Origin of the sequence: Flavobacterium sp. 316, assembly GCF_000967805.1 — a bacterium.
Taxonomy (GTDB): Bacteria; Bacteroidota; Bacteroidia; order Flavobacteriales; family Flavobacteriaceae; genus Flavobacterium; species Flavobacterium sediminilitoris.
The window spans coordinates 176,276-201,404 of record NZ_JYGZ01000008.1; the positions used below are offsets into that span (position 1 = coordinate 176,276).

General features: G+C 29.1%; 21 protein-coding genes and 2 pseudogenes. 6 read left to right on the plus strand and 17 right to left on the minus strand.

Translation table 11 applies throughout. The annotated features are described in order from the left end of the window. Nucleotides 1–9 precede the first annotated feature (9 nt). Nucleotides 10–144 (minus strand): four helix bundle protein, encoded by a 135-nt coding sequence (locus tag SY27_RS18425; RefSeq protein WP_082084387.1) that lies wholly within the window; start codon nt 142–144, stop codon nt 10–12. Between the two features lie 55 nt (nt 145–199). Then, nucleotides 200–1,114, minus strand: a complete 915-nt coding sequence (locus SY27_RS17465) for a dimethylarginine dimethylaminohydrolase family protein (protein WP_045972778.1) — start codon at nt 1,112–1,114, stop codon at nt 200–202. Between the two features lie 136 nt (nt 1,115–1,250). Here SY27_RS17465 and SY27_RS17470 point away from each other — a divergent pair, with 136 nt between their 5' ends. Then, the gene (locus SY27_RS17470; protein WP_045972780.1) at nt 1,251–1,616 is read left to right on the plus strand and encodes a hypothetical protein; all 366 of its coding nucleotides are present in this window, start codon (nt 1,251–1,253) and stop codon (nt 1,614–1,616) included. Between the two features lie 51 nt (nt 1,617–1,667). On the opposite strand, the gene SY27_RS17475 is transcribed toward SY27_RS17470, so the two are convergent. The 7 genes from SY27_RS17475 to SY27_RS17505 all read right to left on the minus strand — a co-directional run bounded on the left by SY27_RS17475 (nt 1,668) and on the right by SY27_RS17505 (nt 10,080). Beyond that, entirely contained in the window at nt 1,668–2,951 is a 1,284-nt protein-coding gene (locus tag SY27_RS17475; protein ID WP_045972782.1) for a citrate synthase, read from the minus strand. 398 nt (nt 2,952–3,349) lie between these two features. Next, nucleotides 3,350–3,958: a hypothetical protein gene (locus SY27_RS17480; RefSeq protein WP_045972784.1), complete on the minus strand. Its 609-nt coding sequence runs from the start codon at nt 3,956–3,958 to the stop codon at nt 3,350–3,352. 89 nt (nt 3,959–4,047) lie between these two features. Then, a complete protein-coding gene (locus SY27_RS17485) occupies nt 4,048–4,950 on the minus strand; it encodes a LytTR family DNA-binding domain-containing protein (RefSeq protein ID WP_045972785.1) in 903 nt (300 codons plus the stop codon). 99 nt (nt 4,951–5,049) lie between these two features. Beyond that, nucleotides 5,050–6,336 carry a glutamate-1-semialdehyde 2,1-aminomutase gene (hemL, locus tag SY27_RS17490; RefSeq protein ID WP_045972787.1) on the minus strand — a complete coding sequence of 429 codons (1,287 nt, stop codon included), beginning with the start codon at nt 6,334–6,336 and terminating at the stop codon, nt 5,050–5,052. After that, on the minus strand, nt 6,336–7,202 hold the full coding sequence (locus SY27_RS17495; RefSeq protein ID WP_045972789.1) for a glucosaminidase domain-containing protein: 867 nt from the start codon (nt 7,200–7,202) through the stop codon (nt 6,336–6,338). The genes hemL and SY27_RS17495 overlap by 1 nt, the downstream gene beginning before the upstream one ends. Beyond that, the gene (locus SY27_RS17500) at nt 7,199–8,092 is read right to left on the minus strand and encodes a 1-aminocyclopropane-1-carboxylate deaminase/D-cysteine desulfhydrase (RefSeq protein ID WP_082084388.1); all 894 of its coding nucleotides are present in this window, start codon (nt 8,090–8,092) and stop codon (nt 7,199–7,201) included. Before SY27_RS17500 ends, SY27_RS17495 begins: the two co-directional genes overlap by 4 nt. 68 nt (nt 8,093–8,160) lie before the next feature. Continuing rightward, the gene (locus SY27_RS17505) at nt 8,161–10,080 is read right to left on the minus strand and encodes a T9SS type A sorting domain-containing protein (RefSeq protein ID WP_045972793.1); all 1,920 of its coding nucleotides are present in this window, start codon (nt 10,078–10,080) and stop codon (nt 8,161–8,163) included. Between the two features lie 299 nt (nt 10,081–10,379). Between SY27_RS17505 and SY27_RS18390 the strand changes: the two genes are divergently transcribed. The 4 genes from SY27_RS18390 to SY27_RS17530 all read left to right on the plus strand — a co-directional run bounded on the left by SY27_RS18390 (nt 10,380) and on the right by SY27_RS17530 (nt 19,662). After that, nucleotides 10,380–11,792: a hypothetical protein gene (locus tag SY27_RS18390; protein WP_052705420.1), complete on the plus strand. Its 1,413-nt coding sequence runs from the start codon at nt 10,380–10,382 to the stop codon at nt 11,790–11,792. Between the two features lie 933 nt (nt 11,793–12,725). Further along, entirely contained in the window at nt 12,726–16,316 is a 3,591-nt protein-coding gene (locus SY27_RS17515) for a hypothetical protein (protein WP_045972795.1), read from the plus strand. A gap of 616 nt (nt 16,317–16,932) precedes the next feature. Beyond that, nucleotides 16,933–18,981, plus strand: coding sequence for an ATP-binding protein (locus SY27_RS17525; protein WP_045972797.1), 2,049 nt, complete (start codon nt 16,933–16,935; stop codon nt 18,979–18,981). A 54-nt stretch (nt 18,982–19,035) separates the two neighbouring features. Then, nucleotides 19,036–19,662 carry a hypothetical protein gene (locus SY27_RS17530; RefSeq protein ID WP_045972799.1) on the plus strand — a complete coding sequence of 209 codons (627 nt, stop codon included), beginning with the start codon at nt 19,036–19,038 and terminating at the stop codon, nt 19,660–19,662. Between the two features lie 316 nt (nt 19,663–19,978). On the opposite strand, the gene SY27_RS17535 is transcribed toward SY27_RS17530, so the two are convergent. The 8 genes and pseudogenes from SY27_RS17535 to SY27_RS17565 form a co-directional block, all read right to left on the minus strand. Continuing rightward, the gene (locus SY27_RS17535) at nt 19,979–20,563 is read right to left on the minus strand and encodes a hypothetical protein (RefSeq protein WP_045972801.1); all 585 of its coding nucleotides are present in this window, start codon (nt 20,561–20,563) and stop codon (nt 19,979–19,981) included. A gap of 16 nt (nt 20,564–20,579) precedes the next feature. Continuing rightward, nucleotides 20,580–20,858: a hypothetical protein gene (locus SY27_RS17540; RefSeq protein WP_045972803.1), complete on the minus strand. Its 279-nt coding sequence runs from the start codon at nt 20,856–20,858 to the stop codon at nt 20,580–20,582. A 5-nt stretch (nt 20,859–20,863) separates the two neighbouring features. Then, on the minus strand, nt 20,864–21,052 hold the full coding sequence (locus SY27_RS19320) for a JAB-like toxin 1 domain-containing protein (protein WP_369793081.1): 189 nt from the start codon (nt 21,050–21,052) through the stop codon (nt 20,864–20,866). Beyond that, nucleotides 21,037–21,297, minus strand: coding sequence for a hypothetical protein (locus SY27_RS19325; RefSeq protein WP_045972805.1), 261 nt, complete (start codon nt 21,295–21,297; stop codon nt 21,037–21,039). Before SY27_RS19325 ends, SY27_RS19320 begins: the two co-directional genes overlap by 16 nt. Before the next feature lie 92 nt (nt 21,298–21,389). Then, nucleotides 21,390–21,908 carry a hypothetical protein gene (locus tag SY27_RS17550; RefSeq protein ID WP_045972807.1) on the minus strand — a complete coding sequence of 173 codons (519 nt, stop codon included), beginning with the start codon at nt 21,906–21,908 and terminating at the stop codon, nt 21,390–21,392. Between the two features lie 5 nt (nt 21,909–21,913). Beyond that, entirely contained in the window at nt 21,914–23,209 is a 1,296-nt protein-coding gene (locus tag SY27_RS19330; protein WP_045972809.1) for an RHS repeat-associated core domain-containing protein, read from the minus strand. 190 nt (nt 23,210–23,399) lie between these two features. Next, nucleotides 23,400–23,804, minus strand: a complete 405-nt coding sequence (locus SY27_RS17560; RefSeq protein ID WP_045972811.1) for a hypothetical protein — start codon at nt 23,802–23,804, stop codon at nt 23,400–23,402. Between the two features lie 5 nt (nt 23,805–23,809). Then, nucleotides 23,810–24,637, minus strand: a pseudogene (locus SY27_RS17565) (RHS repeat-associated core domain-containing protein); the annotation flags it as partial. Between the two features lie 277 nt (nt 24,638–24,914). Between SY27_RS17565 and SY27_RS17570 the strand changes: the two are divergent. Beyond that, a pseudogene (locus SY27_RS17570) lies at nt 24,915–25,129 on the plus strand (hypothetical protein); the annotation flags it as partial.

Genomic DNA, 25,129 nt, shown 5'->3' on the forward strand with positions numbered 1-25,129 from the left:
TCTGTTTTTTTAATCTGACGAGCGCCTTATTTGACTACCTAATTCGTACAATTCATGCTTTGGCAAAAGTAATGAAGGTTGATGAATTTCATAAAACAATGCTAAACTAATTTTATAAATATCTAAATCTTCATAGCTTTTCATACCCTTAATTAAATTTTACAACTTGAAACTTAGAACCTATAACTTAGAACTTTCTTTATTCTCTAATTAAAGGTAATGTTGAACATCTTAATAAGCCTTCTTGTTTGGAAATCTCTGCGTAAGGAATTTCTTCTACAGTAATCCCTTTACTTCTCATCCAATTATTTAGTCTAGTAAAATTTCGTTCAGAAACAACTACATCTGGAGCTATTGAGAAAACATTAGAATTCATGTGATACATTTCTTCTCTTTCAATATGAAACAAATTTTCTTTTCCAAATAGATTTACTAAATACATATAATCTGATTCTTCACGGAAACCACTTTTATAAATAATTCCAAGATTTGTTCCTACAGGTTGAAAACAACAATCTAAATGCAAAGCATTGTCTCTAGGCTCAATTTTAGATTTTACTAAATCAAATTCTTTTACAATTTTATGAGGGAACAATTCTTTAATATAATTGACMCCTGCCATATTTGTTCTAGCAGTAATATAGTCTTTATAATCTGATCCTTTATAGGTACCTATAAAAATATAATCATTCCAAAGCATTACATCTCCTCCTTCAATATGTACTTCTTCTGGTGGACGCACTACTTTTTTAGGATCAATTTGATCTATTACATATTGGATTGCGTCTAGTTCTCTTTCTCTATCTGGTAAAATATTTGCTTTAATAAAAATGTCATCTATAACAAATCCTATATCTCTTGAAAAAATTTGATTGTAATCTTGAATAACATTTGGACGAAAAACTTGTACATTATATTTTTGAAAAACTTGGTTAAAAGCTTCCATTTCTTTTACCATGTCTTCTTCTACAGGATATGTTCCTGCAATAATATGTTCTAATGATTTTGGGTCATAAGCCTCTTCTACTGTAGGCATTGGACCATTACTTATAGCAGTTCCTAAAACTACTGCCTTTAATCTTGATGATTCGTTTTTTACATTTAATTGTAACATCGCTTTTAGCTTTTGACAAAGATAGAAAAAGGAATCTAAAAGTTTAATTCTACTAATTAAATTATATATATATTTTATTCTTTCTTAGAACAATGTAATCAATAAATTTATACATTTATATAAAACTTAAAGTATTATGGGAATTTCAAATTTTTTTAATTCATTATTTGGTAAAACAAAGAAGACCACTGATGAGACTATAGATAAGGTTGCAGAAATTGCTGCGGAAGTAAAAGAATCTATAGAAGAGTTAACAGAATCTGCTTCAAAAAAATTGGATGAATTGCATTTATCTGAAAAAGCAGATGAATTTGTAAAAACTGCAAAAGAAAAAGCAGGCGAAGCGGCTGAATGGGCTGAAGAAAAAGCTCATGAGGTAAAGGAAGCTATAGTAGAGGTTGTTGAAAAGGCTGAAGAAAAATTTGATGAACTAACAAAAGATAAAAAAGAAGAAACTTCGAGGTCAACAGAAACTAAAGAGGAATCACAATCTCCAGAGTAATTACAAATATCTTTTAAATAAAAAAATCCGAGCATAGCTCGGATTTTTGTTTTATCTATCTTTTACTTCTTTGAAAGGTCTTAAAGCATTCCCTACATAAACTTGTCTTGGACGACCTATAGGTTCTTTATTCAAACGCATTTCTTTCCATTGTGCAATCCATCCTGGTAAACGACCAATAGCGAATAATACTGTAAACATTTCTACAGGAATTCCCATTGCTCTATAAATAATTCCAGAATAGAAATCTACATTTGGATATAAGTTTCTTGCTTTGAAATATTCGTCTTCTAAAGCTACTTTTTCTAATTGTTTTGCGATATCTAATAATGGATCATCAACACCTAAAGCATCTAAAACATCATCTGCTGCTTTTTTGATAATTGTTGCTCTTGGATCAAAGTTTTTATATACTCTGTGTCCGAATCCCATTAAACGGAATGGATCTTCTTTATCTTTTGCTTTTAAAACGAATTTCTCAACATCTCCGCCATTATCATGAATTTCTTGAAGCATTTCTAATACAGCTTGATTTGCTCCACCATGTAATGGTCCCCAAAGTGCTGAAACACCTGCTGATATTGAAGCAAACAATCCTGCATGAGAAGAACCTACAATTCTTACTGTTGATGTTGAACAGTTTTGTTCGTGATCAGCATGAAGAATAAATAGTTTATCTAATGCATCAACTATTTTCTTATCCATTTTATAAGGCTCTGTTGGAATTTCAAACATTAATCGCATGAAATTTTCAACATATCCTTTTGTATTATCATAATAATTTAAAGGATATCCCATTCTTCTTCTGTATGTCCATGTTGCAATTACTAGGAATTTACCCATAGTTTTGCAAACTGCTTCATACATTTCTTTTTCATTTTCTACATTTACCGATTTAGGGTTAAATGCTGTTAATGCACTTGTAAGTGAAGATAAAACGCCCATTGGGTGAGCTGTTTTTGGAAAACCTTCTAATATGGTTTTCATTTCTTCATTTACTAATGTATGTTTTCTAATATCGTTCTCAAATTTTTCTAATTGAGCTTTATTTGGTAATTCTCCAAAAATTAAAAGAAAAGAAACTTCTAAAAAATCTGCTTTATCTGCTAATTCTTCAATTGAATATCCTCTATAACGCAAAATCCCTTCTTCTCCATCTAAAAAAGTAATCTCACTTTTACATGATCCTGAATTTTTATACCCTGGATCAATTGTAATAGCACCTGTTGCACCACGCAACTTGTCTATATCGATAGCAACCTCATTTTCAGTTCCCACGATAACAGGAAACTCATACTTTTTGCCATCAATTTCTAATATTGCAGTTTTCGACATATATATAATGTGTTTTATGAAAATTTGTAAAGTATTTTGCGAATTTAACGAATATTAATTTAATTTTAAAGTAATTAAAGATAATATATTGTTATAATTTGATAGGTAAAATCACTACAAAATGACAATTTGATAATTTATAGTTTAATTAAGAATAACTTTTTACATTTAATAAAATATTTTTCATCTATTTTATCAAATTCCTATTTCTAATATCTATAAAAATAAAATTTTATGACTTAAAAAGTTATATTATCGTTTTAAAACAGATTTTTTTTTATTAAACACAAAAATTAAAAAAACAATAAACACCTAAGGACAAACACCTTAACCAAAAAGCTTGTATTGACCCATTTCTATATTTATGTCTTAAAATTTTATAAAATAGTTTTGATATTTTAAAATTTTCCAAATTTTAAAGCTATTGCTCCTCCAAAACTTGCAAAATCACTATTCGTATAATTTCGTAAATCAACACCTGAAACATATCGATAATTGGTACTAATACCAAATCTTAAATATTTGGAAACATTTATTTCTAGTTCTAAACTAGGTTGCAATACTACTAAATCATCCGAAAATTTAAAGAAACTATTTTCATCATTTATCAATTCATCTTCAATTCCTCCCCAACCAATGAGCAAAGATGGTGACAAGTGAACTTTAGCGTTATTATTAAAGATACAACCTATAAAAAGACCTCCATAAGTAAAATCTAAATCGCGATTAATATAATTTTTACTCTCAACTATCGTATTTAAATAATAACCTTCTAGTCCTAGTACAATTTTATGATTGAGTATTATTCCTCCTTTTAGTCCTGTAAATAAACTAAATTTATTATCAATTGACGAAAATTGCAGAACAGGCCCACCAAAGCCAACTACAGAATCAAACGTTTCAAAAACATAATGCCTTTCTTCCTTGTCTTTTTCTTTTTCTTGAGAAAATGTAAAATAATTTGTCATTAAAACACACACAATAACTACTAATTTTGCTTTAATCATAACTTGATTTTTTATTGTTTAACAACGCAAAACTATATATTGAATTAAAATAGGCTATTCAATATCAACTATTTGACATGAAATGACATTTATTTGTGATTAGATGACATAATGCTATTAAATTTATTTATAAATATCTCAAATTTAGTTCTAGAAACTGGAACATTTTCTTCAATTCCTTTAAAATAAAGTTGATAATTTCTTGCATTTCCTGAAGCTTTATTAACCTTATAAATATTTATAATAAAAGATCTATGCACTCTTAGTATAAAAGGATATTGTTTTAACTGCTCTTCTATTAATTGTAAAGAATACCTATATAATGTTTTTACTATTTTACCATTATCTGATGTAAAAATTTCAATATAGTTTCCATCAGACTTAATAAATATCAAATCATTTACATCTAAGACTATGGAATCATTCAGTTTATTTGATTGTAATCGTATTATTGATTCTTCTTGAAAAAAAGTGCTTTCTTTTATATTTTGTTCTAATTGATTATTATAAGTCAATACTTTTAGCAAAGCTTTTTTTAGTCTTAAAGTATAATCAATCCAAAGAATAAACATTGAAGGGAAAAAACCGAGTAAAAATGTTGAAAAAATTGACCAAAAAATAAAACTACTTGTCAATAAAATGGTATCTTCTTTTACTATCAACATAAAGAAAATAAAATTTGAAAGAATTATTATGATATGTAGAAAGATAATTAATCCTATTTCTTTTAAGACTGTCCAATTCTCTTTAATTTTATTGGAGAATACAAATTGAGGCAATATATAAAGAACAACTATGACTGAAATAAAAGTAATGAATCCAAAAATAGCTGCCATTTTTGTATATGACATTCTAAAATGAGACATAACTTCATCATCATAAGAGTATATATTTATTCCAAAGATAAAGAGTCCGACTATAGTTCCTATTAAAAGATTACGCTTTAAAGAGTTGTTTAGAGGGTAAGCTTTTTTTAAATATGAAAGTATCATTATTGTAATAAGATTCGCAAAACATTTGTGCGAATTTAACAATAAAACAAAAAACACTTACCAAAAATTTAGTAAGTGTTTTTGTTTTATACAGCTTTATTATAATTCATCTGCAACTTCATCAATTGCTTTAATTGTATAGTCTAAATCTTCATAGGTTAAAGCGTCTGTAATGAACCAAGTCTCATAAGCAGAAGGAGCAATATAAACTCCTTTCCTAAGCAATCCATGAAAAAATTTCTTAAAAGTATCATTATCACCATTTTTAGCAGTCTCGAAGTCATAAACTGCTCCTTCATCGAAATGTACAGAAATCATTGAACCAACTCTATTTATAGTATAAACAATATTTTTAGCTGTTAATACTTTATGAATTCCTTTTTCTAAATAGGCTGTTTTCTCTTCTAATCTATCAAAAATAATAGCATTATTATTTAACGCCTTTAGCATTTCATATCCCGCAGCCATTGCTAACGGGTTTCCCGATAATGTTCCTGCCTGATATACTGGTCCTAAAGGAGAAAGATAATTCATAATTTCCTCTCTTGCAGCAAAAGCACCAACAGGTAAACCTCCACCAATTACTTTTCCAAAACAAACAATATCAGCATCAACATTAAAAAGTTCTTGCGCTCCGCCTTTTGCTAAGCGGAATCCAGTCATAACTTCATCAAATATTAACAAACATTTGTTTTGAGTACAAACTTCTCTTAATTGTCTTAAAAATTCATTCTGAGGAGGAATACATCCCATATTTCCTGCAACAGGTTCTATAATTAAAGCTGCAATTTCGTTTTTATTCGATTCAAATAACGCTTTTACATTTTCAATGTCGTTATATTTTGCTAATAAAGTATCTTTTGCAGTTCCTTCTGTTACACCAGGACTATTTGGTATTCCAAACGTACTAGCTCCACTTCCTGCTGCAATTAAAAAAGAATCTGAATGTCCATGATAGCATCCTGAAAATTTAATTATTTTCTCTTTTTTAGTAAAGCCTCTTGCTAATCGAATAGCACTCATACAAGCTTCTGTTCCTGAACTAACAAAACGAATTTTATCGATATTTGGCACCATTGAAACAGCTAATTCAGCAATTTTAGTTTCCAACTCTGTAGGGGTTCCAAAAGAAGTTCCTTTTTTAGCTCTTTCAATTACTGCATTTACTACTGGTTCATAAGCATGACCTAAAATCATTGGTCCCCATGAATTAATATAATCTATATATTTATTACCATCTTCATCATATAAATATGGTCCTTTTGCTTCTTTAATAAATATTGGTGTTCCTCCAACTGCTTTAAAAGCTCTTACAGGAGAATTTACACCTCCAGAAATTACTTTGTTTGCTTCAACAAATAATTCGCTACTTCTTTTATATAACATTATTTTATTTTTAATTTCTGACCTATTGATAATGAATTATCATTTAATCTATTTTTCTTTTTCAATTCATCAACAGAAATATTGAATTTTTTTGATAATGAATACAATGTATCTCCTTTTTGAACTGTATAAGAAGAATCTTTAGTATTCGATTCTATTTCACTTCTTTCTAACAATTCTCCTTTTTCTGTGTTTAAAATCTCATTATCATATTGATACAATTCATATCTCTCAATAATTCCAATTAACTTTGCTGGATATTTAGGATCTGTCGCATAACCTGCCGATTTTAAGCCTTTAGCCCATCCATTGTAATCTCTTTTATCTAAATTAAAAAGGCTACTGTATCTACTTCTTGATGTTAAAAACAAAGAATGATCTCTATAAGATTCTGCTGGATCACTATATTTTCTAAAACATTCTTGAGCGGCATCATCATCATGTGATATTGAAGGTCCATTCCATTCTTTATGACATTTTATTCCAAAATGATTATTAGCTTCTCTAGACAATCTACCGTTTCCTGCTCCTGATTCTAAAATTCCTTGTGCTAAAGTTATACTCGCTGGAATTCCATATTCTTTCATGTTTTGTTTTGCAATTTCTTTAAAACTGACAATATAATCCTGTACATTACTATATGTTGCAGAAACTTTTGAAGTAGCTTCTAATTCTTCGGTTGAAGTGTTAGATGTATTAGCTGGCTTTTGAGTCACTACTTTTCGTGTAGTAACAGTTGTTTTCTTTCTAGGAGTAGTGTTTTCAACTGATGTTTTCCCACTTGATTTACTTCCTTTTCTATTCTTCGAAGTACCACAACTAGTAATTAGGATTACTATAAAAACATAAACTATTTTCTTAATCATAAGTATTTTAATATTGTTTTATTTTTTATCTTTCGAATTTGATTAATTCCCATTATCCCTTGTAAACCACCAGTATGAATTAACAATATCTTAGAATTATCTGGAAACACTTTCTGTTTTATTAACTCTAAAACACCGTAAACCATTTTACCTGTATAAATTGGATCTAAAGGAATTCTTGTTGTATCATAAAAATCATTTAAAAAAATAATCAACTCATCTGTTATTTTCCCATATCCTCCAAAGTGATAATCTGAATTTACATTCCAATTTTTCTTGGTTACAAATTTACAAATTACATCAGATAAAAAGTCTCCTTTTAAAGCAGAAAAACCTATTATTTTTTGATGGTCCCTTGATGAATTTATTATTCCTGAAATTGTACCACCTGTTCCTACCGCACAACATACATAATCAAAGATCGCATCATCTTTTGTTAAAATTTCTTCACATCCTTTAATTGCTAATTCATTTGTTCCTCCTTCTGGCAAGATGTAGCTATTTCCATACTTTCTTTTAAGCTCATTTAAAAACGAAATATCTTCTTTCTTTGAAAAAGCCTCTCTAGAAATAAATTCAAAATTCATACCCATTTCTTGAGCATATAACAATGTAGGGTTTTCTATTATTTTATTTTGTAATTCATCTCCTCTTATAATTCCTAAAGTATTCAATCCATATTCCTTACCTGCTGCTGCAGTTGCTAAAATATGGTTTGAATAAGCTCCTCCAAATGTTATTAATAATTTTGCTTCTTCTTTTTTGGCTTCTTTGATGTTGTATTTTAATTTTCTAAACTTATTTCCAGATATTAAAGGATGCAACAAATCATCTCTCTTAATATAGAGTTCGATATTATTGGGTAGTTGCAAATTAATTTTTTCGTTCACACTGCAAAATAACAAAAAACCCCGATAAAAATCGAGGTTCAATGTATCTATCTTTTTTATTTTTCTACTTATTTTTTATAAATAGAAACTTTTTTATCAACATTAAGATTGTCTTTAGTTTCTAATTTAACTATATATATCCCATCACTTAATCCTGATGTTGAAATTTCATATTGCTCATCAGTTCCTAAATTATATTTACTAATAACTCTTTTACCTGTTACATCATATAAATTTAATGAAACTACATCTTTATTCAGAGAATTAAATATTGTTAAGCTGCTATTATCATTATTTTGATACACTTGAAAAGTATTAGCAATTTCGCTTGGATTCACTAAAGTATTATTTGCATCTTTAAATGTAATTTCAAAACGATCTTTATTAACTCCTGCTGGCAAATCTGTACTAAAAGTACTGTTTTTAATATCATGATATGTATCTGCTACTTTATCATGAACATAAATATTATCAGCTAAATCAAAATTAATCAATTCTGACACAGTAATAGTAAATGTTGTTTCCTCATCTGCTTTAAATGCTAAAGGTATTTTTTTATCCTCATCAAAAGCTAACGTATTAATAACAAACTGCTTATTTCCATCTAACGGAAAGTAAACATCTTTTGGCAAAGTAGACTCAGAAGTAACAGCATCCATTACTAAATCAAAACCATCAGTCGCATTATTATTAAAAGCAACAGCCGTTTCTCTAGTATATTGATTATTCATAATTGTATGAATCTTAAACTGAGGCACTTCTCTTTTTGAAAACTGTGTATAGTCTACACCTGCAACGTTAGGAACATTTTCCCATTTATCACTTTGAACAGAAGCAGTTGGATTTACTACACGTTCAAATTGCGAGTTATTTGCAACACTTTCTTTTGTAAAAACTCTGTAAATATTTTTCATTTGAGCATTTCCAGAGGCTACAACACCTTGTACTTTAAAACCTTGTCCTACTGGAGCAAACATTCTTTTATATGTGCTACCACTTGAAGCTCCTGTTACATTTAATGTTCCATCCTCATTGTATGTATTCCATGTAGGAGCAGTATATGTTCCTGGCGAAAACGCATTTACATTATTAGGAGCATAAGTACCATAACCTCCTACATAATTTATTAATAAATGAGAATTGGCTGATTTTGAATGTTCCCAAAAATAAGCGTTTCCATCAATAACAGCAGAACCTCCAGAAGTAACAGCTCCTGTTGAATAATCCACTGTATATCCGCTATTTTCCAACAAAAATAAATTTAAATTTATAGCTGAAGGATAAGGGTTTCCTGTTAATGTTCTATTTGGATTTGGTCCAGCAGAGTTCCCTACTGGAATATTAATAGTTCCATCATTTGGTAATCCTCTAAAATCATACCTTTGATTATTTGATGGATTGTTTTCTTTTCCTTCTGTTGCATCTGCAACTGTATTATCACTACCAGAAACACCTTTCATAGTAAATCCTTCACCAGGAGCAATTGTATTTGCATTACCAACATACGTCCATTGACCGTATTGATTTGATTGTACAAATTTATAAATCCATTTTTGAGCAATTGACAGTGATGAATTAGTCGCAACCCCATTACTTTGTCCAGCAGGTAAAATGGTTGGAGCTACACTTGTTGTTATTGTAGTAGGCCTAAACAACCTTGTAATTCCAAAACTTGAATTTCCAGTTGATGCAGATGGAACCCCTACTGGAGAACACCAATAGTTATATCCAAAATTATTAGATGTTCCTTCTTGAAAAATCGACAAATTTCCTAAACCTGTATTAGTCCCACTTCCAGAAGTTCCTTGAAGTAATTGTGATGAATTCCTTAAATAGAAATTACCGTTATTTGCAAGATTAACATCTTGAGTGACATAAACATATTGATCATTCACAAACACATAACTGTTTGGACTAACATACATTTGTGCATTTAGATCTAACAAACCCAAATATACAACCCCAAAGATTAGTAGTATTTTTTTCATATTCAATAATTTAACTTCATTTCAGTACGCTACAAAAATAACAAAAAATAATCATCTACGCATTAAAATTATTTTTATTTTTCAAATCTCACATCACTTTTAATTATCTCCACCAACTATTTATCAGTATCCCTTTAGAAAGAAACAAAAACCTACCTAAAGTCATGATACACTTTCAACAACGTTAATCTTTATCAATTAAAACTTTAACAAAAATGACAATTTTAATATAATTATTAATTAAGTTTTAATTTTTATATTTACGATAACTAACCTTAATATCAAAAACATATTTAACAATGAAAAAACAAATACTTATTGGATTATTTTTTTTTAGTGTATCACTAGCACACAGTCAAGTAGGAATCGGTACTACAACCCCAACAGGAGCATTAGATATAAGTTCTACTATACACGGTTTTATACCTCCAAGAGTAGCATTAACCTCAACTACTGTTGCTGCACCGGTACTAAACCCACAAACTGGAGCATTAGTTTCCGGAACAATAGTTTGGAATACAGCCACAGCAGGAACTTCACCAAACAATGTAGCTCCAGGTCTTTACTATTGGGATGGTACAAAATGGATTGCATTGGCAGGATCTCCAGGTGGATTAGATTGGTCACTAGCTGGAAATAGTGGCACGACTGCTGGCACAAATTTCCTAGGAACAACAGATGCTGTAAACCTTCATTTCAACACCAATAATTTGGAAAGAATGCGAATTCTTAGTAATGGTACCATAGGTATCAACAGCACTGGAAACACTGGCTCACAAGTAGATATTGTTGCAGCAGGAACTAACGATGCTCTTATTACTAGAAATAACGACAATATAACCAATTCAGTTTGGGCACGAAATTCTCATACAACCGGAACAACCTTACTAGCTGCCGCAAACGGAATTAATGGAGTATATCCTAATAAAGGGGCTGGAGTTGCAGGTTCAGCTGTAAATGGACATGGAATCTTTGGAAATACAGGAAATGGAGCCCCTAACAATGCAGCACATAACGGAAATAGCGCAGGAGTTTTTAGTCTTGACTCTGACAATAATGCCGCAACAAGCAACGGAAGCGCTTACGCTTCTATAGCAGGCAAGGACGAACAAATTATTGCAGTATTAGGAGCAACTTCAAGAAGAATATTATACGGAGGATATTTTACAGCAGGAACATCTGCTGCAGGAATCTCTTATAGTTATGTAGGCTTAAAATATAATCACAATAATGATGCTACAGCAACAGGAGGAACAAATTACAAAATAGTAGGTAACGGAGTGGTTTCCACATTAATTCCAGACGAAAACAATATTCCAAGAGTAATGTTTTGTCCTGAAGCACCCGAAGTTTTATTTGAAGACTATGGAACTGGAAAGCTAACCGACGGACAAAGCTACATTGAATTAGACAAGATTGTAGCAAACTCATTAAAAATAGATGCAAATCACCCTTTAAAAGTATTCATACAACTAGAAGGAGAATGTAATGGTGTTTATGTTTCTGAAAAAAGCAAAAATGGCTTCCTCGTTAAAGAATTAAATAACGGAAAAAGTAATATTGATTTTTCTTGGCATATTGTAGGAAACAGAGCTAATTCAAAAGACACAAGCGGGAATATAACTTCTTATTATGAAGACTTAAGACTTCCTTATGGACCAACACCATTAAAACAAAGTACTACAAAATCTAAAAATCCAGAAATTAAATAAACGTTTAAATCTAAAAAATCGACTAGACATTCTTCAACGCCAAAATTCAGTACCTTGATATAATCAAGCAATACTTATCTCAAATCAAAAGTTTTAACAACTATTGGGTTCACTAAATTCTAAACTTAGAATTAAAAGAAAACACCTAATTTAAAAACCATTGTATTGTATTAATTCTTGGCTTATAGATTAATGTCGATTTTTTTCTTTTCAAATAATATCATAATTCTAATGAAATTTAAAATCTGATAAATTCAAAAATATTTCAACAAAAGAAAGAGAAAATTATTTTATTTTCTAAAGAGATTAAAAATTAAGTTAACATCCTATTTCCGTGAATTCTTCACTTTATTACTTGTCCAATTATATATATAATTGGACAATGTTTTTTTGAGCCTTTCATGAATAAAAAACTTCTCGTAACACCATCTTTTTTAAAATAAAAAAACACCTATTAACCTTTAAAAGCATAAAACAACAAATCTTTGACTGTGCAATTTTTCAAAACAGAGGATATATTTCAAAAATAATTTAATTTATCTCAAACCAGAAACACCAAAACAAATCAATAAAAAATAGGTTCTTACCTATCATCACTTTTAAACGCTATTAAATAAAAGTTAGTAAATTTTAAATACACAGAAACATACTACAATCCTAAAACAGAGAAACATACTTTTAAAATCTCCAAAAAAGACACACATAGCTGCTCTCTATTTTAGAGTTAACAAAATTCAACTCTACCTTTTCTAAAAAAAACAATAATTAACCTAATTTTATAAAAAAAAGAATATTTTTTTACCGTTTAAAGGTTTTTTTATGCATTATATCTAAAACATTAAAAAAAACGAACAATTATTTTTTATTTAGTTAAACATATATCTATCTTAGCCGTACTTTAACATTTTTTTAACGAAAAATTAACAATAAAAAATGAAAAAAAATTACTTTCTATTAACCACAGCAATATTTTTTTTTAGTCTTATCGGTATTAATAAATTATATTCTCAAGGAACAAATTGTTCTTCCGCCACTAATCTAACCATAAACGGGGCATGTGGAAGTGGTACAATTAGTGATAACACCCAAAGTGCACCAAACGCTTCTGGATGTTCATTTGGAACTTTTAGAAGAGAAGGATGGTATAGTTTCACGGTCACTGGAGGCCCTTTAAACATATCCATTGCAGCTAATGCAACTAATCAAAATCTATTTTTACAATTATTATCTTCTACATCATCATGTACAGGCTTAAGCCAAATAAACTGTGCAAATACCACCACCACGAATGGAGCTCAAACCGAAACCATCAGTACAACTTTATCCAATGGAATATACTACATTAAAGTTATCAATAATGGAAGTAACAATAATATGACTTTAAGTAGCATTTGTGTAACATCCTCATCCTTAACAAATGATAATTGTACAGGTGCAATTCCATTAACCATAAATGCAACTTGTAATTATACCACATACTCTAATTCATCTGCAACTGCCTCTACAACTCCTTCAACACCTCCAGATCCTAATTGTGCTACTTATTTAGGAGGAGATGTCTGGTTTTCTTTTACAGTTCCTCCAAGCGGAAATGTTACCGTTGACATGCAAACAGGAACCATGACGGATGCAGGAATGGCATGGTACACAGGAACATGCGGTAGTTTATCACTATTAGAATGTAATGATGACGGAAGTACAAATGGAAGTATGTCTAAGATAACAAGAACAGGATTAACATCTGGCGCAACTATATATGTAAGAATATGGGGCTATAACAATACTTATGGAACATTCGGAATTTGTGCCACCACACCTAACACATCTATTACCTGTACACAAGGAGATAGTCAAGGAACAACAACTTTAGGTTGCCCATCTGTAACATCAGGAGGCCTCAATTTAAGCGGAAGTGACCCTGATCCTATAAGCTGTTCAGCAACCTCAACATGCATTGATCTTGAAGCTACTTACTTGAATTTAGGAGAAACCACATCATACCTTGTAGAATCTATACCCTATCAACCACCATATCAATTTAATTGCTTAAAAAACCCTGTTAGTGTCAACACAGATGATATTTGGTCACCAATAATAAACTTACCTTTCGAATTTTGTTTTTACGGAAACACATATAATCAATGTTTAATAGGTTCAAATGGTGTTATAACTTTTGACATTACAAATAACTTACCAGGAGATACTTGTGGATGGTCTTTTAATGCCAACCTACCTGTAAGTGGAGATAATTCATTAATTGAAAATTCCATTTTTGGAGTATTCCACGATATAGACCCTTCAAAAGGAGGAGAAGTTGGTTGGGAATTAATCACTTTAAATACTGGTTGTCGTGCTTTAGTAGCTTCATGGAATGATGTTCCAATGTATGAAGAAAATAGCAGTTTATATACTGGAATGATTGTGTTGTATGAAAACACAAATGTTATTGAAGTCTATATCAAAGAAAAAAACATAGATAATTTAGGTGCCGGAACATGGAATGATGGTAATGCTGTTGTAGGAATACAAAACGAAACAGGAACAATTGGAACAGTTGCTCCAAACAGAAACGGATTAGACCCAAACTGGGCTGTAACAAATGAAGCATGGAGATTTGTTCCAGATGGAAATTCTATAACATCAATAACTTGGTATGAAGGATCTGGAACTTCTGGATTAATTGTAGGAAATACAGATCAAATCAATGTTTGCCCAACAAGCACCACTACTTACACTGCGGAAGTAACTTATCAACTTTGTGGAGGAGCAACTTTAACTGAAATAGATGAAACCACTATAACCATCAATAGCAACAAAGTTTGGGTTGGTTCAGTAAACAGCGACTGGAACAACGCAAATAACTGGACTCCAACAGGTGTTCCAACAGATTTAGATTGTGTAGTAATTCCTAGCACTTCAACAGATCCTATTATTAACGGAACTAGTTATAATGGATTAGGATTAAATCTATTAATTCACAATAATGCCAATTTAACAGTCACATCAGATAACAACATAACCATTACCGATTGGGTAAACATAAATCTAGGTGGAAATCTAGAATTACAAGACAATGCAAGTTTAATTCAAATAAACAATATTGCTAATACAGGAATAATGAATATGCATAGAAATGCAAATGTTAGACGTTTAGACTATGTATATTGGTCATCACCAGTATCAAATTTCCCACTAACTAACATTCTTGGAAGTTCAAAATACAAATGGGAACCTACTATCCCATCTGGATATACTAGTGATTTTGGTAATTGGATAAGTACTGGAGAAAACATGTTAACAGGAAAAGGATACATTGTTAAATCACCAAGTAATTTTCTGAACACATTTCAAACTCTTACAGGAACATTCACAGGAACTCCAAACAATGGTAATATTAGTGTTCCTATAGTTAGAAGTAGTTATAACGGAATTAATTACCTTGGTCCAACTACTACGCCTGTAACAAAAGACGATGACAATTGGAATTTAATAGGAAATCCATATCCATCATCAATTAATGCAATTGATTTTCTAACTTTAAACACAAACATAGCAGGTTTCATAAAAGTTTGGACACACGGAACACTTCCTAGTTTAGCAATTCCTGATCCATTCTATGAAGACTTTGGATACAACTATACTGTTAATGACTACATTACTTATAACGCTGCTGGTAGCTCATCAGGTCCTAATACTTATGATGGATATATTGCTGCTGGTCAAGGATTTTTTGTTTTAATGAACCACACAAGTTCATCAACTTCTGAAAATGTTCTTTTCAATAACTCTATGAGACATAACACTTATAGCAATAATCAATTCTTCAGAACTTCGGGTTCTACTCAAATTGAAAAAAACAGAATATGGCTAGATATTATTGACCAAACAGGAAGTTCAGCAAGAACAATGATCGGTTATATTACAAATGCAACAAACGAAATCGATAGACTTTATGATGCAACTGCAGTTGATAAAAACAATTTTGATATTTACTCTATTGCAGAAACTGCAAAACTAAATATTCAAAGTAGAAAACTTCCTTTTGTAATAGATGATCAGGTTCAACTTGGAATGTATATTCCTCAAAGTGGTTCTTATTCAATTGCGATTAATGCTGTTGATGGTTTATTTAGTGATTCTAACAACAATATATATATTGAAGATTTACAAAATGAAATTATTCATGACTTAAAGTTAAACCCATATAGCTTTACATCAAACTCTGGAAATATTGATAATCGTTTTATATTAAGATACACAACTAATACTTTAAGCAATTTAGATGTTACACCTAATGAAAATAATATAATTGTAATTTCAAATGAAAACTTAACAATCAAAGCCACAGAAAAAGAAATCAAGACTATTCAAATTTTTGATGTATTAGGTAAAAAACTAACCGATATTCAAAACATAAGTACTTCAGAAGTTATCGTTCAAAATTTACAAAAAAACAATACAACATTAATTCTTCAAATAGAACTAGTAAATGGAAATATCATTCACAAAAAAGTAATTTTCTAAATATATTTTAAAAACATCCAAAATGACCTTTTCTTTAGATAGTTAAGGTCATTTTCATTTGAATATGCTTCTCTTTCAAACGAAATATTCCTATAAGTCAAATTCCAATTTTTATATTGCAAAAAACGCAGAAAAAATTCAACACCATACCATATAGAAAAAGAACTACTAATGTAAGTTTCCCAAAAAAACGATACGTCTTTTATGACAATTTTTACAATAAAACTGTTGCTTTTTGTTTTTGTAAAGCCCTTTTTTATTAAGTTTTTAGTTTTACAGTTTGGGCAAATTAAGCTATCACTAATTCTGATATACAAGGTTTTAGTTTTTACCATTTTCTTCGTTTTTAAGGCTTTATATAACAGGAAAAGGAACGCAATATTGCATTCCTTTTTTAATACCTATTTCTATTTTTTTATTGATTATCAAATTATTAATCCCCAATAAAAGTTGTATCACTAACTTTGAAACATTACCCTTTTTCAGTCATTATTTTAATCAAATATGTTACTAAAATTTAGTAGATTTGAAAACATTAAAAATATTATTTACATTAGGTCAATTTCAGTAAAAAAGTAAAATTTTCATTGTAAAATTACTCATTAACAAGAAGAAAATGAAATCAACATCTAAAAAGATTACTACAAATACCAGAGTCATAAAAGACTTATTAACCAAATACAAAGATACATTTCAGGCTTTTCGTGAATTAATAAACAATTCTTTACAAGCTGATTCAAAAAATATCGAGATTAATATTGAATATGTAAATGAAGTAAACATTAAATCTCCAATTAAGAGTATTGAAATAAAAGATGATGGATATGGAGTTCCTTTCAATGAATTTGATAAAAGAATTTTAGAAATTGGAACAACTTCTAAAGCAAGTGGTCAAGGTATAGGCAGATTCAGTTCATTACAAATTGGAGAATTGATGCATATTGAAACTGTTGGATATGATAGTGATAAAAAACAATTTTCAAAAACTAAATTCAGCATAGATACATTAGATTTTAACGATGCGCAATTAGAAGAAACTGAATTTAAAGTTGATTATGAGTACCTTAAGAACAAACTAAACCCTTATTATAAAGTATTAATAGAAGAACTTCATCATAATAAACAAGAAAAAATAGCTAAGCGAAATAGTATTCATGAAAACTTTCTTGCTAAAAATATAAACCAAGCAATTTTTGAACATTACCCGTTTGAAATTTTCCATAATACTGTTAATTTCATAGTTAATGGTAAAAACCTAAAGAGGGAGCATTTTGTCATTGACAAACCTTCAAAAAAGACAATAGATTATATTGATAAAAAAGGTAAAGAACACACCTTAAACTTTTATTTTTATAATATAAAATCTAATCTAAATAAAGTAAAAGTATTCTTTCAAACAGACAATGCAGGTTTAAAGAGTGTTGCACACGAATACACATACTCGTCAGATTGGTATACTCCAGATTTGGGAACTTGGTTTATATATATTGAATCTCCAATTCTAAACACTGATTTATTTAGAAACTTAGACTTAGAAGCTTTAGGGGAAGCAGAGATTAATAATTTAAAGAATAGTATAAAAGAAACAATTAATGATTTTTTTAAAGCAAAAAATAAAAGGTTTGAGAAATTTTTAAATAATTTAGAAAAGGATAAATATTATCCTTATCAAAATAATGAATATCCTGCGTCCAAATCTCAAGAGGTTTTATTCAAGAAAGTGGCTTATCTATTAGAAGATGAACATAAACTCATTCAAAAAGATGATAAGATTAGAAATTTTTTATATCCTTTACTTGATAAAGCAATAGGAAATGGAAACATTGAATATATTTTCAAAAAAGTTTTAAAACTATCAGATGAAAGTTTAGAAAAATTTCATAACCTACTAGAAAAGACTGATTTGGAAGACGTTGTTCATTTTGCAAGTGTTGTAGCTGAAAAAACAGAGTTTTTAGAATTTCTTCATGAATTAACCTATGGAAGTATTTCAAAACACTTAAAAGAAAGGAGTCAATTGCACAAAATAGTTGAAAATGAATTATGGTTGTTTGGAGAAAATTATAATGGTACACCAAAATTGTGGTCAGATAAAAAGATTGGTAACATTTTAATAGAATTAAGAGAAAAGTACTTTAACTGTCTCCCAACAGATGAAGAGGATAACTTAATTAAATTAGATGGAGATGGTCTAAATGACATTACTGATTTATTCTTTTTTAATGAAAAAATTACTGATTCAAATGTTAAAGAGATAATGGTTGTTGAATTAAAAGCTCCAAAATGCGCAATAAGTAAAAAAGAATTAAACCAAATTGATGAATATGCATTTACTATTGAACAAAATTCAGCACTACCCAATGATAAAGTAAAATACAAACTTATTTTAATATCTTCCCATTTAACAAAATTTGCCAAATCACAAGTTAATTCAAGAAGAGTTAATTTTCCAGACAATCCTTTTTTATATGATATTAAAACTGAAAAAAACATTGAAGTTTATGTAATGGAATGGTCTGAACTTATAGAGCAAAACAAAAGAAAGTTAGGTTATTTGTCTAACAAGCTTAACATTAAAGACAAATCAGTTAAGTTAAAATTTGAAGAAGAGTATGCTGAATTAATTGATGAAAAAATATCTGCTCAATTAAGATTGGTTAAATAAAATATTGTTCTAAAAATATTTTTAATATAACATTACTTTAAATCCATAGAAGAAATGTCCAAAAAGAAAATAAAAAAAGTAAAGATAACTTCAAAAGAGCGATATGAGTTTCTTATAAATGCAAGAAATTTTCATTATGAGAATTTTAATAAGTGGACAACTTACTTTTATGTTGCAATTGGTACTTTATTTGTTGGCTATTATACTTTAGTAACACAACAAAAAGAATTATTAAAAGAAGAAATAGCACTTTTAATTTTAGGTTATACAACCTCATTGTTTTGGTATTGGTCAACAAAAGGTTACTATTATTGGAATATTAATTTTATTACATTAGTGAATGAATGTGAAAAAGATTTATTAAAATTAGCCCCAGAAGAAAGAATCTATTATGTGTTTGCAAACAAAGAAACTCAAAATAATTATTGGAACCCAATAAGTGGAGCAAATATTTCAACATCAAAAGTTGCAATTCTTTTTTCATTTATTGTAACACTCGTTTGGAATGTACTATTATTTGATAAATTAAATTCTGTTATTATTTGTAATTTTAATTTTTTAATAGTTTTTACTTTTTCAATTATACTTACATTATTATTAAGTTATTCAATTCCACAAACATTCTTAAAAAGTAAAATCGATCATTTTCCTAATTTAAAAATTGAACAAAAAAAGGAATAAAACATTTAAAATGGTCGAAAGCTAAACTTTACTCAAAAAAAAATTGAGCTTAGAAAAATTAACCTTTTTATATTGTTTTAGTTGATAAAACTAAATTAAAAAACCACTCCAAATTAATGAAGTGGTTTTATATTCTTATTAACTTAACTATTATACTCCCATAACCCTTATACACCTCATTTAAGACCTTTTAAACCATTTATAAGTTTGTTATTGTTTATGGTCTTTGAGGTTTATATGTGACTTATAATGGGTTTGGTTGTGAAAGACGAACCGTTAAGCTCGCCTTTTTTACTTATTGTATCACTAACATACTTTATTTGGGAGGAGGTCCTGGTTGTAAATAACAATCTCCTTTAAGAATAAATAACATCCTAAAAGGTTTATCTTCATTTTTTATAATTTGTTTTTCTGTGATTTTTTTTAAAATGACTTTTAATAAATTAATACTATTTTTCCATTCCGCTACATTCATTTTTCCAGACTTACTAGATTCTATTGAAAACTCAGTAAATATTTCATCTCCATTTAAATTAATGATATTTAAATATTTATCTAAATTTGCTTGTTTTTCAATTATATTATTAATTAATATGGAATCTTTGGTTTTATAACAAATTGATAATTGATTAATATCTGGAGTCCTTTGTTTATCCCTTAATAATTTAAAATCATAATCAACACCATTCTTTAGACTATCACTAATGATTATTTTGTAATAATATGGTTCACTCTTTAGAATTTTATTATTTAATAAATTAACTGATTCTATATTTTCTTTTAAATTCGAGCTATAGAAAATAGTTTCAAAAAGTGAGACACAATCTTCATTATTAAAATCTGTATTCCTCTTACAATTGACAAAAAAGGATAAAATCAAAATTAAAAATATTTTTTTCATTTGTTTTTCATTAAATTTAATTTGTTATAACCTTATACATTTTGTCTGGATTGTAGTTAATCTTCTGATTAGGGAAAGCTTTATTCCAGTTTTTCATATTCAACTGTGGCATATAGATATTAACAGCAGCCGAAGGATTAAATGATCTAATTTGTTTTGCTATATACACATCATTTCCTGATGGTCTAAAGGCATGTTGATTATTTTCTCCATGTGAATGAATATGAGTTGTAAGGTTTTTAAAATCAAATCCTTTAACTTTTTCTAGCATTGCTCCAACAGTATTACTTCTCATTGTTCCTATAACCCATTCGTTTTTTTATTTCCTAATAAACCGAATTCTACAGGCGAATTATCTGATAAAAACTTAAACACATTCATTACATCTTTAGAATTATTAGTTTTGGCATAATAAACAGGTTCTTGGTTGTGCTTTGCACTACCATCGTCCTGTGTTAATTCAGAAGCATTGCTTAAACTTGGTAGTATTTTTTTATCATTAACTGAATAGCTTTAACTTTTGTGTTTTTTGTACCATCATCATTTAAAGCAAATAATCTATCTGGTTTATTATCCGTTGGCCCTATCTGTTTCACCTCTCCAGTTTTTTTAATTACTCCATAATCTGTCTCTGGAGCCATTCCGTCAGGATCAGTAAATCGCATTGGATTATTAAAAGCATAATTATATGGAGAGTGTCTACGCATTTGTTCCGAAAGTGGATCAACATTCATCTGCCTAAAGCTGGGTCATAATTACGAGCTTGATAATCGTATAGATTTAAACCTAATTCATCTTGAAACTCTTTCCCATTATATTTATAAAACTAATTATCTTTTTTTAAATCAATATTTGACTTTTTTATTATATCAAATACTAAATTATTAAACCTAACCTGTTTATCACTAGAATCATTAATTCTTTTTATATTAACTACTTTTTCTTTATATACTAAATGATAATTAACAAAGCCCCCATCAATAAAACCAATCCCTTTTTTCGACTTATAATCTTCTTTTTCAAAAGATTCAATTATTCCTAACAATTCGTCAACTTCTTGTTTTGTTAAATTTATTCTTTTTAAATCTTCATCTAATTTTTCTTCAGTTTTATAAATAGAACCATTATTTTCTGCATATTCATCAGGAGTTTTTAATAAACTATTTTGATTGTTATATATCTTTAATAAATAAAGTTCAGAACTATTAAAGTCTAAAGTAATCATACTGGTATAATTGTTTTTAGATTCATGATACTCTATTAATACTTTATTTAAAAAATTATTGTCTTCATTTTTACATGATATTAAAATAAAAAACATAATTATTAATAAATTCTTTTTCATTTCATTTATCTTTTTAAATCATTTCCAGAGTTAACATTTCTTGGATTCTTTTTCTGTGTCCAAGGTGAATATTCAAACATATATGGTTGTTTTACATTTGGTCTAAATATGTAGAATTTAGGCATATTTTCTGTAGTATAAGGAATATTATGATTCATTGTCCTATCATTAATTATGCCTGATGCATGACCTTGATCTCCAATCATACCTGAAGCTCTATCGTCTGTTTCAGTGTAATTTTTATTTGGGTGTGTATGATAGTCACTTATTAATGTTTCAGAGTTCAAACCATTCGCCGTAGCAGCTGTAACACTACCCACAGTGTTTGGACTATGATTATTTGCTATTAAATATTTACTATTCTTATGTACTTGTAATCCAAGTTCAACATTAGAATTAGTAGACATAAAATGAAACACATTAAATGCATCTGTTTTACTTTTTGTTACAGCGGAAGCACCAGTTTTAACTCCCCAAAGAGTTTTAACACTGAAATTATCCTTAGTCAAACTTGGCAGTAACTTTTTGTCATTAACTGTAATAGCATTAACACTAGTATTTTTAGTGCCATCATCATTTAAAGCAAATAACCTATCTGGTTTATTATCTGTTGGTCCAATTTGTTTAATCTGTCCTGTTGATTTTACAATCCCATAATCTGTATCAGGAGCCATCCCATCTGGGTCAATGAATCTAATAGGATTATTAAAGACATAGTTATAAGGAGAGTGTCTGCGCATTTGCTCCGCAAGTGGATCAATATTCATCCATCTACCCAAAGCAGCATCATAATTCCTTGCACCATAATCATACATGTTAAGCCCTAATTCGTCTTGCAGTTCTTTACCGTTGTATTTATAATTATATTTAAAATCAATAGGACAACTAGGGCAAGGTTCTTCTAAGACAAGATCTCCACCACTTTTGTAATATGCTTTTCTACTCATGTTATAATTAGCATGTTTTAGTCCAAAAGGATAATACTGATTTTCTTCCACTATTTCATCAGCATCTATGATATTGCTGTTGTTAATATCACTATAACTTACCCTTACGTTTCCTAAATGGTCGGTATAATTAAAAACATAGCTGTAATTGTCTGCTTCATGTTTTACATAGCCCTCAGCATGCGGAAAAAACTGCAATACATTGTTTTTATATTGAAAGCCTCCTGCTAAATAATTGGTTTGGGTTATGGTGCTGTTTTCGGTCACTATTTTGCTTACTTTTTGCCCTGTTGCATTGTAAATATAGGTAATAGTATTGATGCCTACAACTATTTTTATAAGTAAAAAASGCATCACTAATTCTGATACACGAGGTCGACTTTTTTATCATTTTCTTCGTTTTAAGAGCTTTATATAACAGGAAGAGGAACGCAATATTGCGTTCCTTTTTAATACCTGTTTCTATTTTTTTTATTGATTATCAAATTATTAATCTCCAATAAAAGTTGTATCACTAAATCTGAAACATTACCCATTACTATAATTAATCACATTTCATAAAAATAAATTTATCATTTCTATCTACTATTTCTACTTTTAGGGATTTAGATGAATCTATTAAATCATAAAAATCAATTTCCTTGAACCCCTTTTTTCTATTAAAGAAAGTAGTTCTTATATAAAAAACGTAATTACTATCTTCTTTTTTTATTAGCCAATCATGGGTTGAAAAAGAATTATTTTTATCTATGTAAAAATTCAAATTAAGAAACTTATTTGTAGGAATTTTTTTTACGTATTCCTCAGATAAAAAAGTTTCTAATGTGATTAAATCAGGAGAAGGACCATCTTTCTCTCTTTCAAAAGTTACTTTGTTAATACAATTATATGTTGACTTACAGGAAAAAGCCAAAAAAGCTAAAAAGCAATATATAAAAATTGATTTCATGTTATTTAATTAGTATAATTAGGAAAATATTTTTTCTGCAAAGAAGAGGGTACATAATGCCCATAATGGTCATATATAATACTATTCCATTGTTTACTTGTGTTTTTCCAACTTGAAGTCTTTATTTGGTAATTTGTTGCATTACTTTCAAAAAGATCAAAATCTGATTGTGAAGAAGAATCGTAACGTCTTTTATATGTAAACCATAACTTTCTCCAATCATTTCCGTGAGAAAATGATTCGTGTTCATGCATGTTTATAGCATCAAACCTATTTATTATTTGTTTTCCTATTCTGTCTTTACTAATTGCTAGATATACTAAATCTAACTTTTCATCATATCCAGTATATATACCTGTATTTTCTCTTACTCTTATTTCAAAATTACTATGTATTTTCTTATCAGTTTTCCCTACATAGTGAAGCAATACATTTTTAAAAGCTTCGTCACTTAATTGTGTTGCATCATTATCTGCTAAGCCTAGTAAATTAAGGTCCCAAAACTTTCTTTCAATGAACTTAATGTCATCAGTTCCTCCTCTTCCTAAAAATTCGCCCGTTTCTTTATCAAAATAGTCTTTAATACGTCCACCAATATTACTGTTTTCAATTTTCCTTTTTTGTAAATCATCTTCTTGATTTCGATTTCCTACTTCACTATCCGCACCACTAGGATCTGCAAAAAATATTGGATTATTATCAAAAGAATTATATGTAGAATAATCATAATGCACAACAGGGTCTTGCGCTACCCATCTTGCAATTGCTGGATCATATTGACGCATATCCATAGCATACATATTAAGCCCTAATTCATCTTGATACTCTTTACCGTTGTATTTATACTAGTATGTCATAACTTCAAAAAATGTCCTCTTTTTCCTTTTTTCTAGGTCTCTTTTTTTACAAAAACAGGTTTACTCCTTGTAAGAACGTAGCCCAAAAATAGTACTTTTTTTGTTTTATCGCCTGTATTTGGTCATTATTTTTTTATCTTTTTTTTAACTTATTTTCTTACTTTTTTGGCACGTAACTTGTTAATGCTTACTAAAGAACAAGCTATATGATACCAAGACTACCTATTTTTATTAACCTTTAAATTTTGTAATTATGAGTAAGCAAAAAGGGATTATCAAGTTAGTTGGTAATATTGGGGGTATGAGTTTTTATACTTCTAATGGTGAGTATCTTGCTAGAACAGCTGGAGGACCCACAAAAGAAAGGATTGCAACAGGTGCAAACTTTGTGAGAACAAGAGAGAACAATGCCGAGTTTGGAGGTTCGGCAAAAGTGGGTAAAGCTTTTAGAACGGCTTTAAGTAGTGT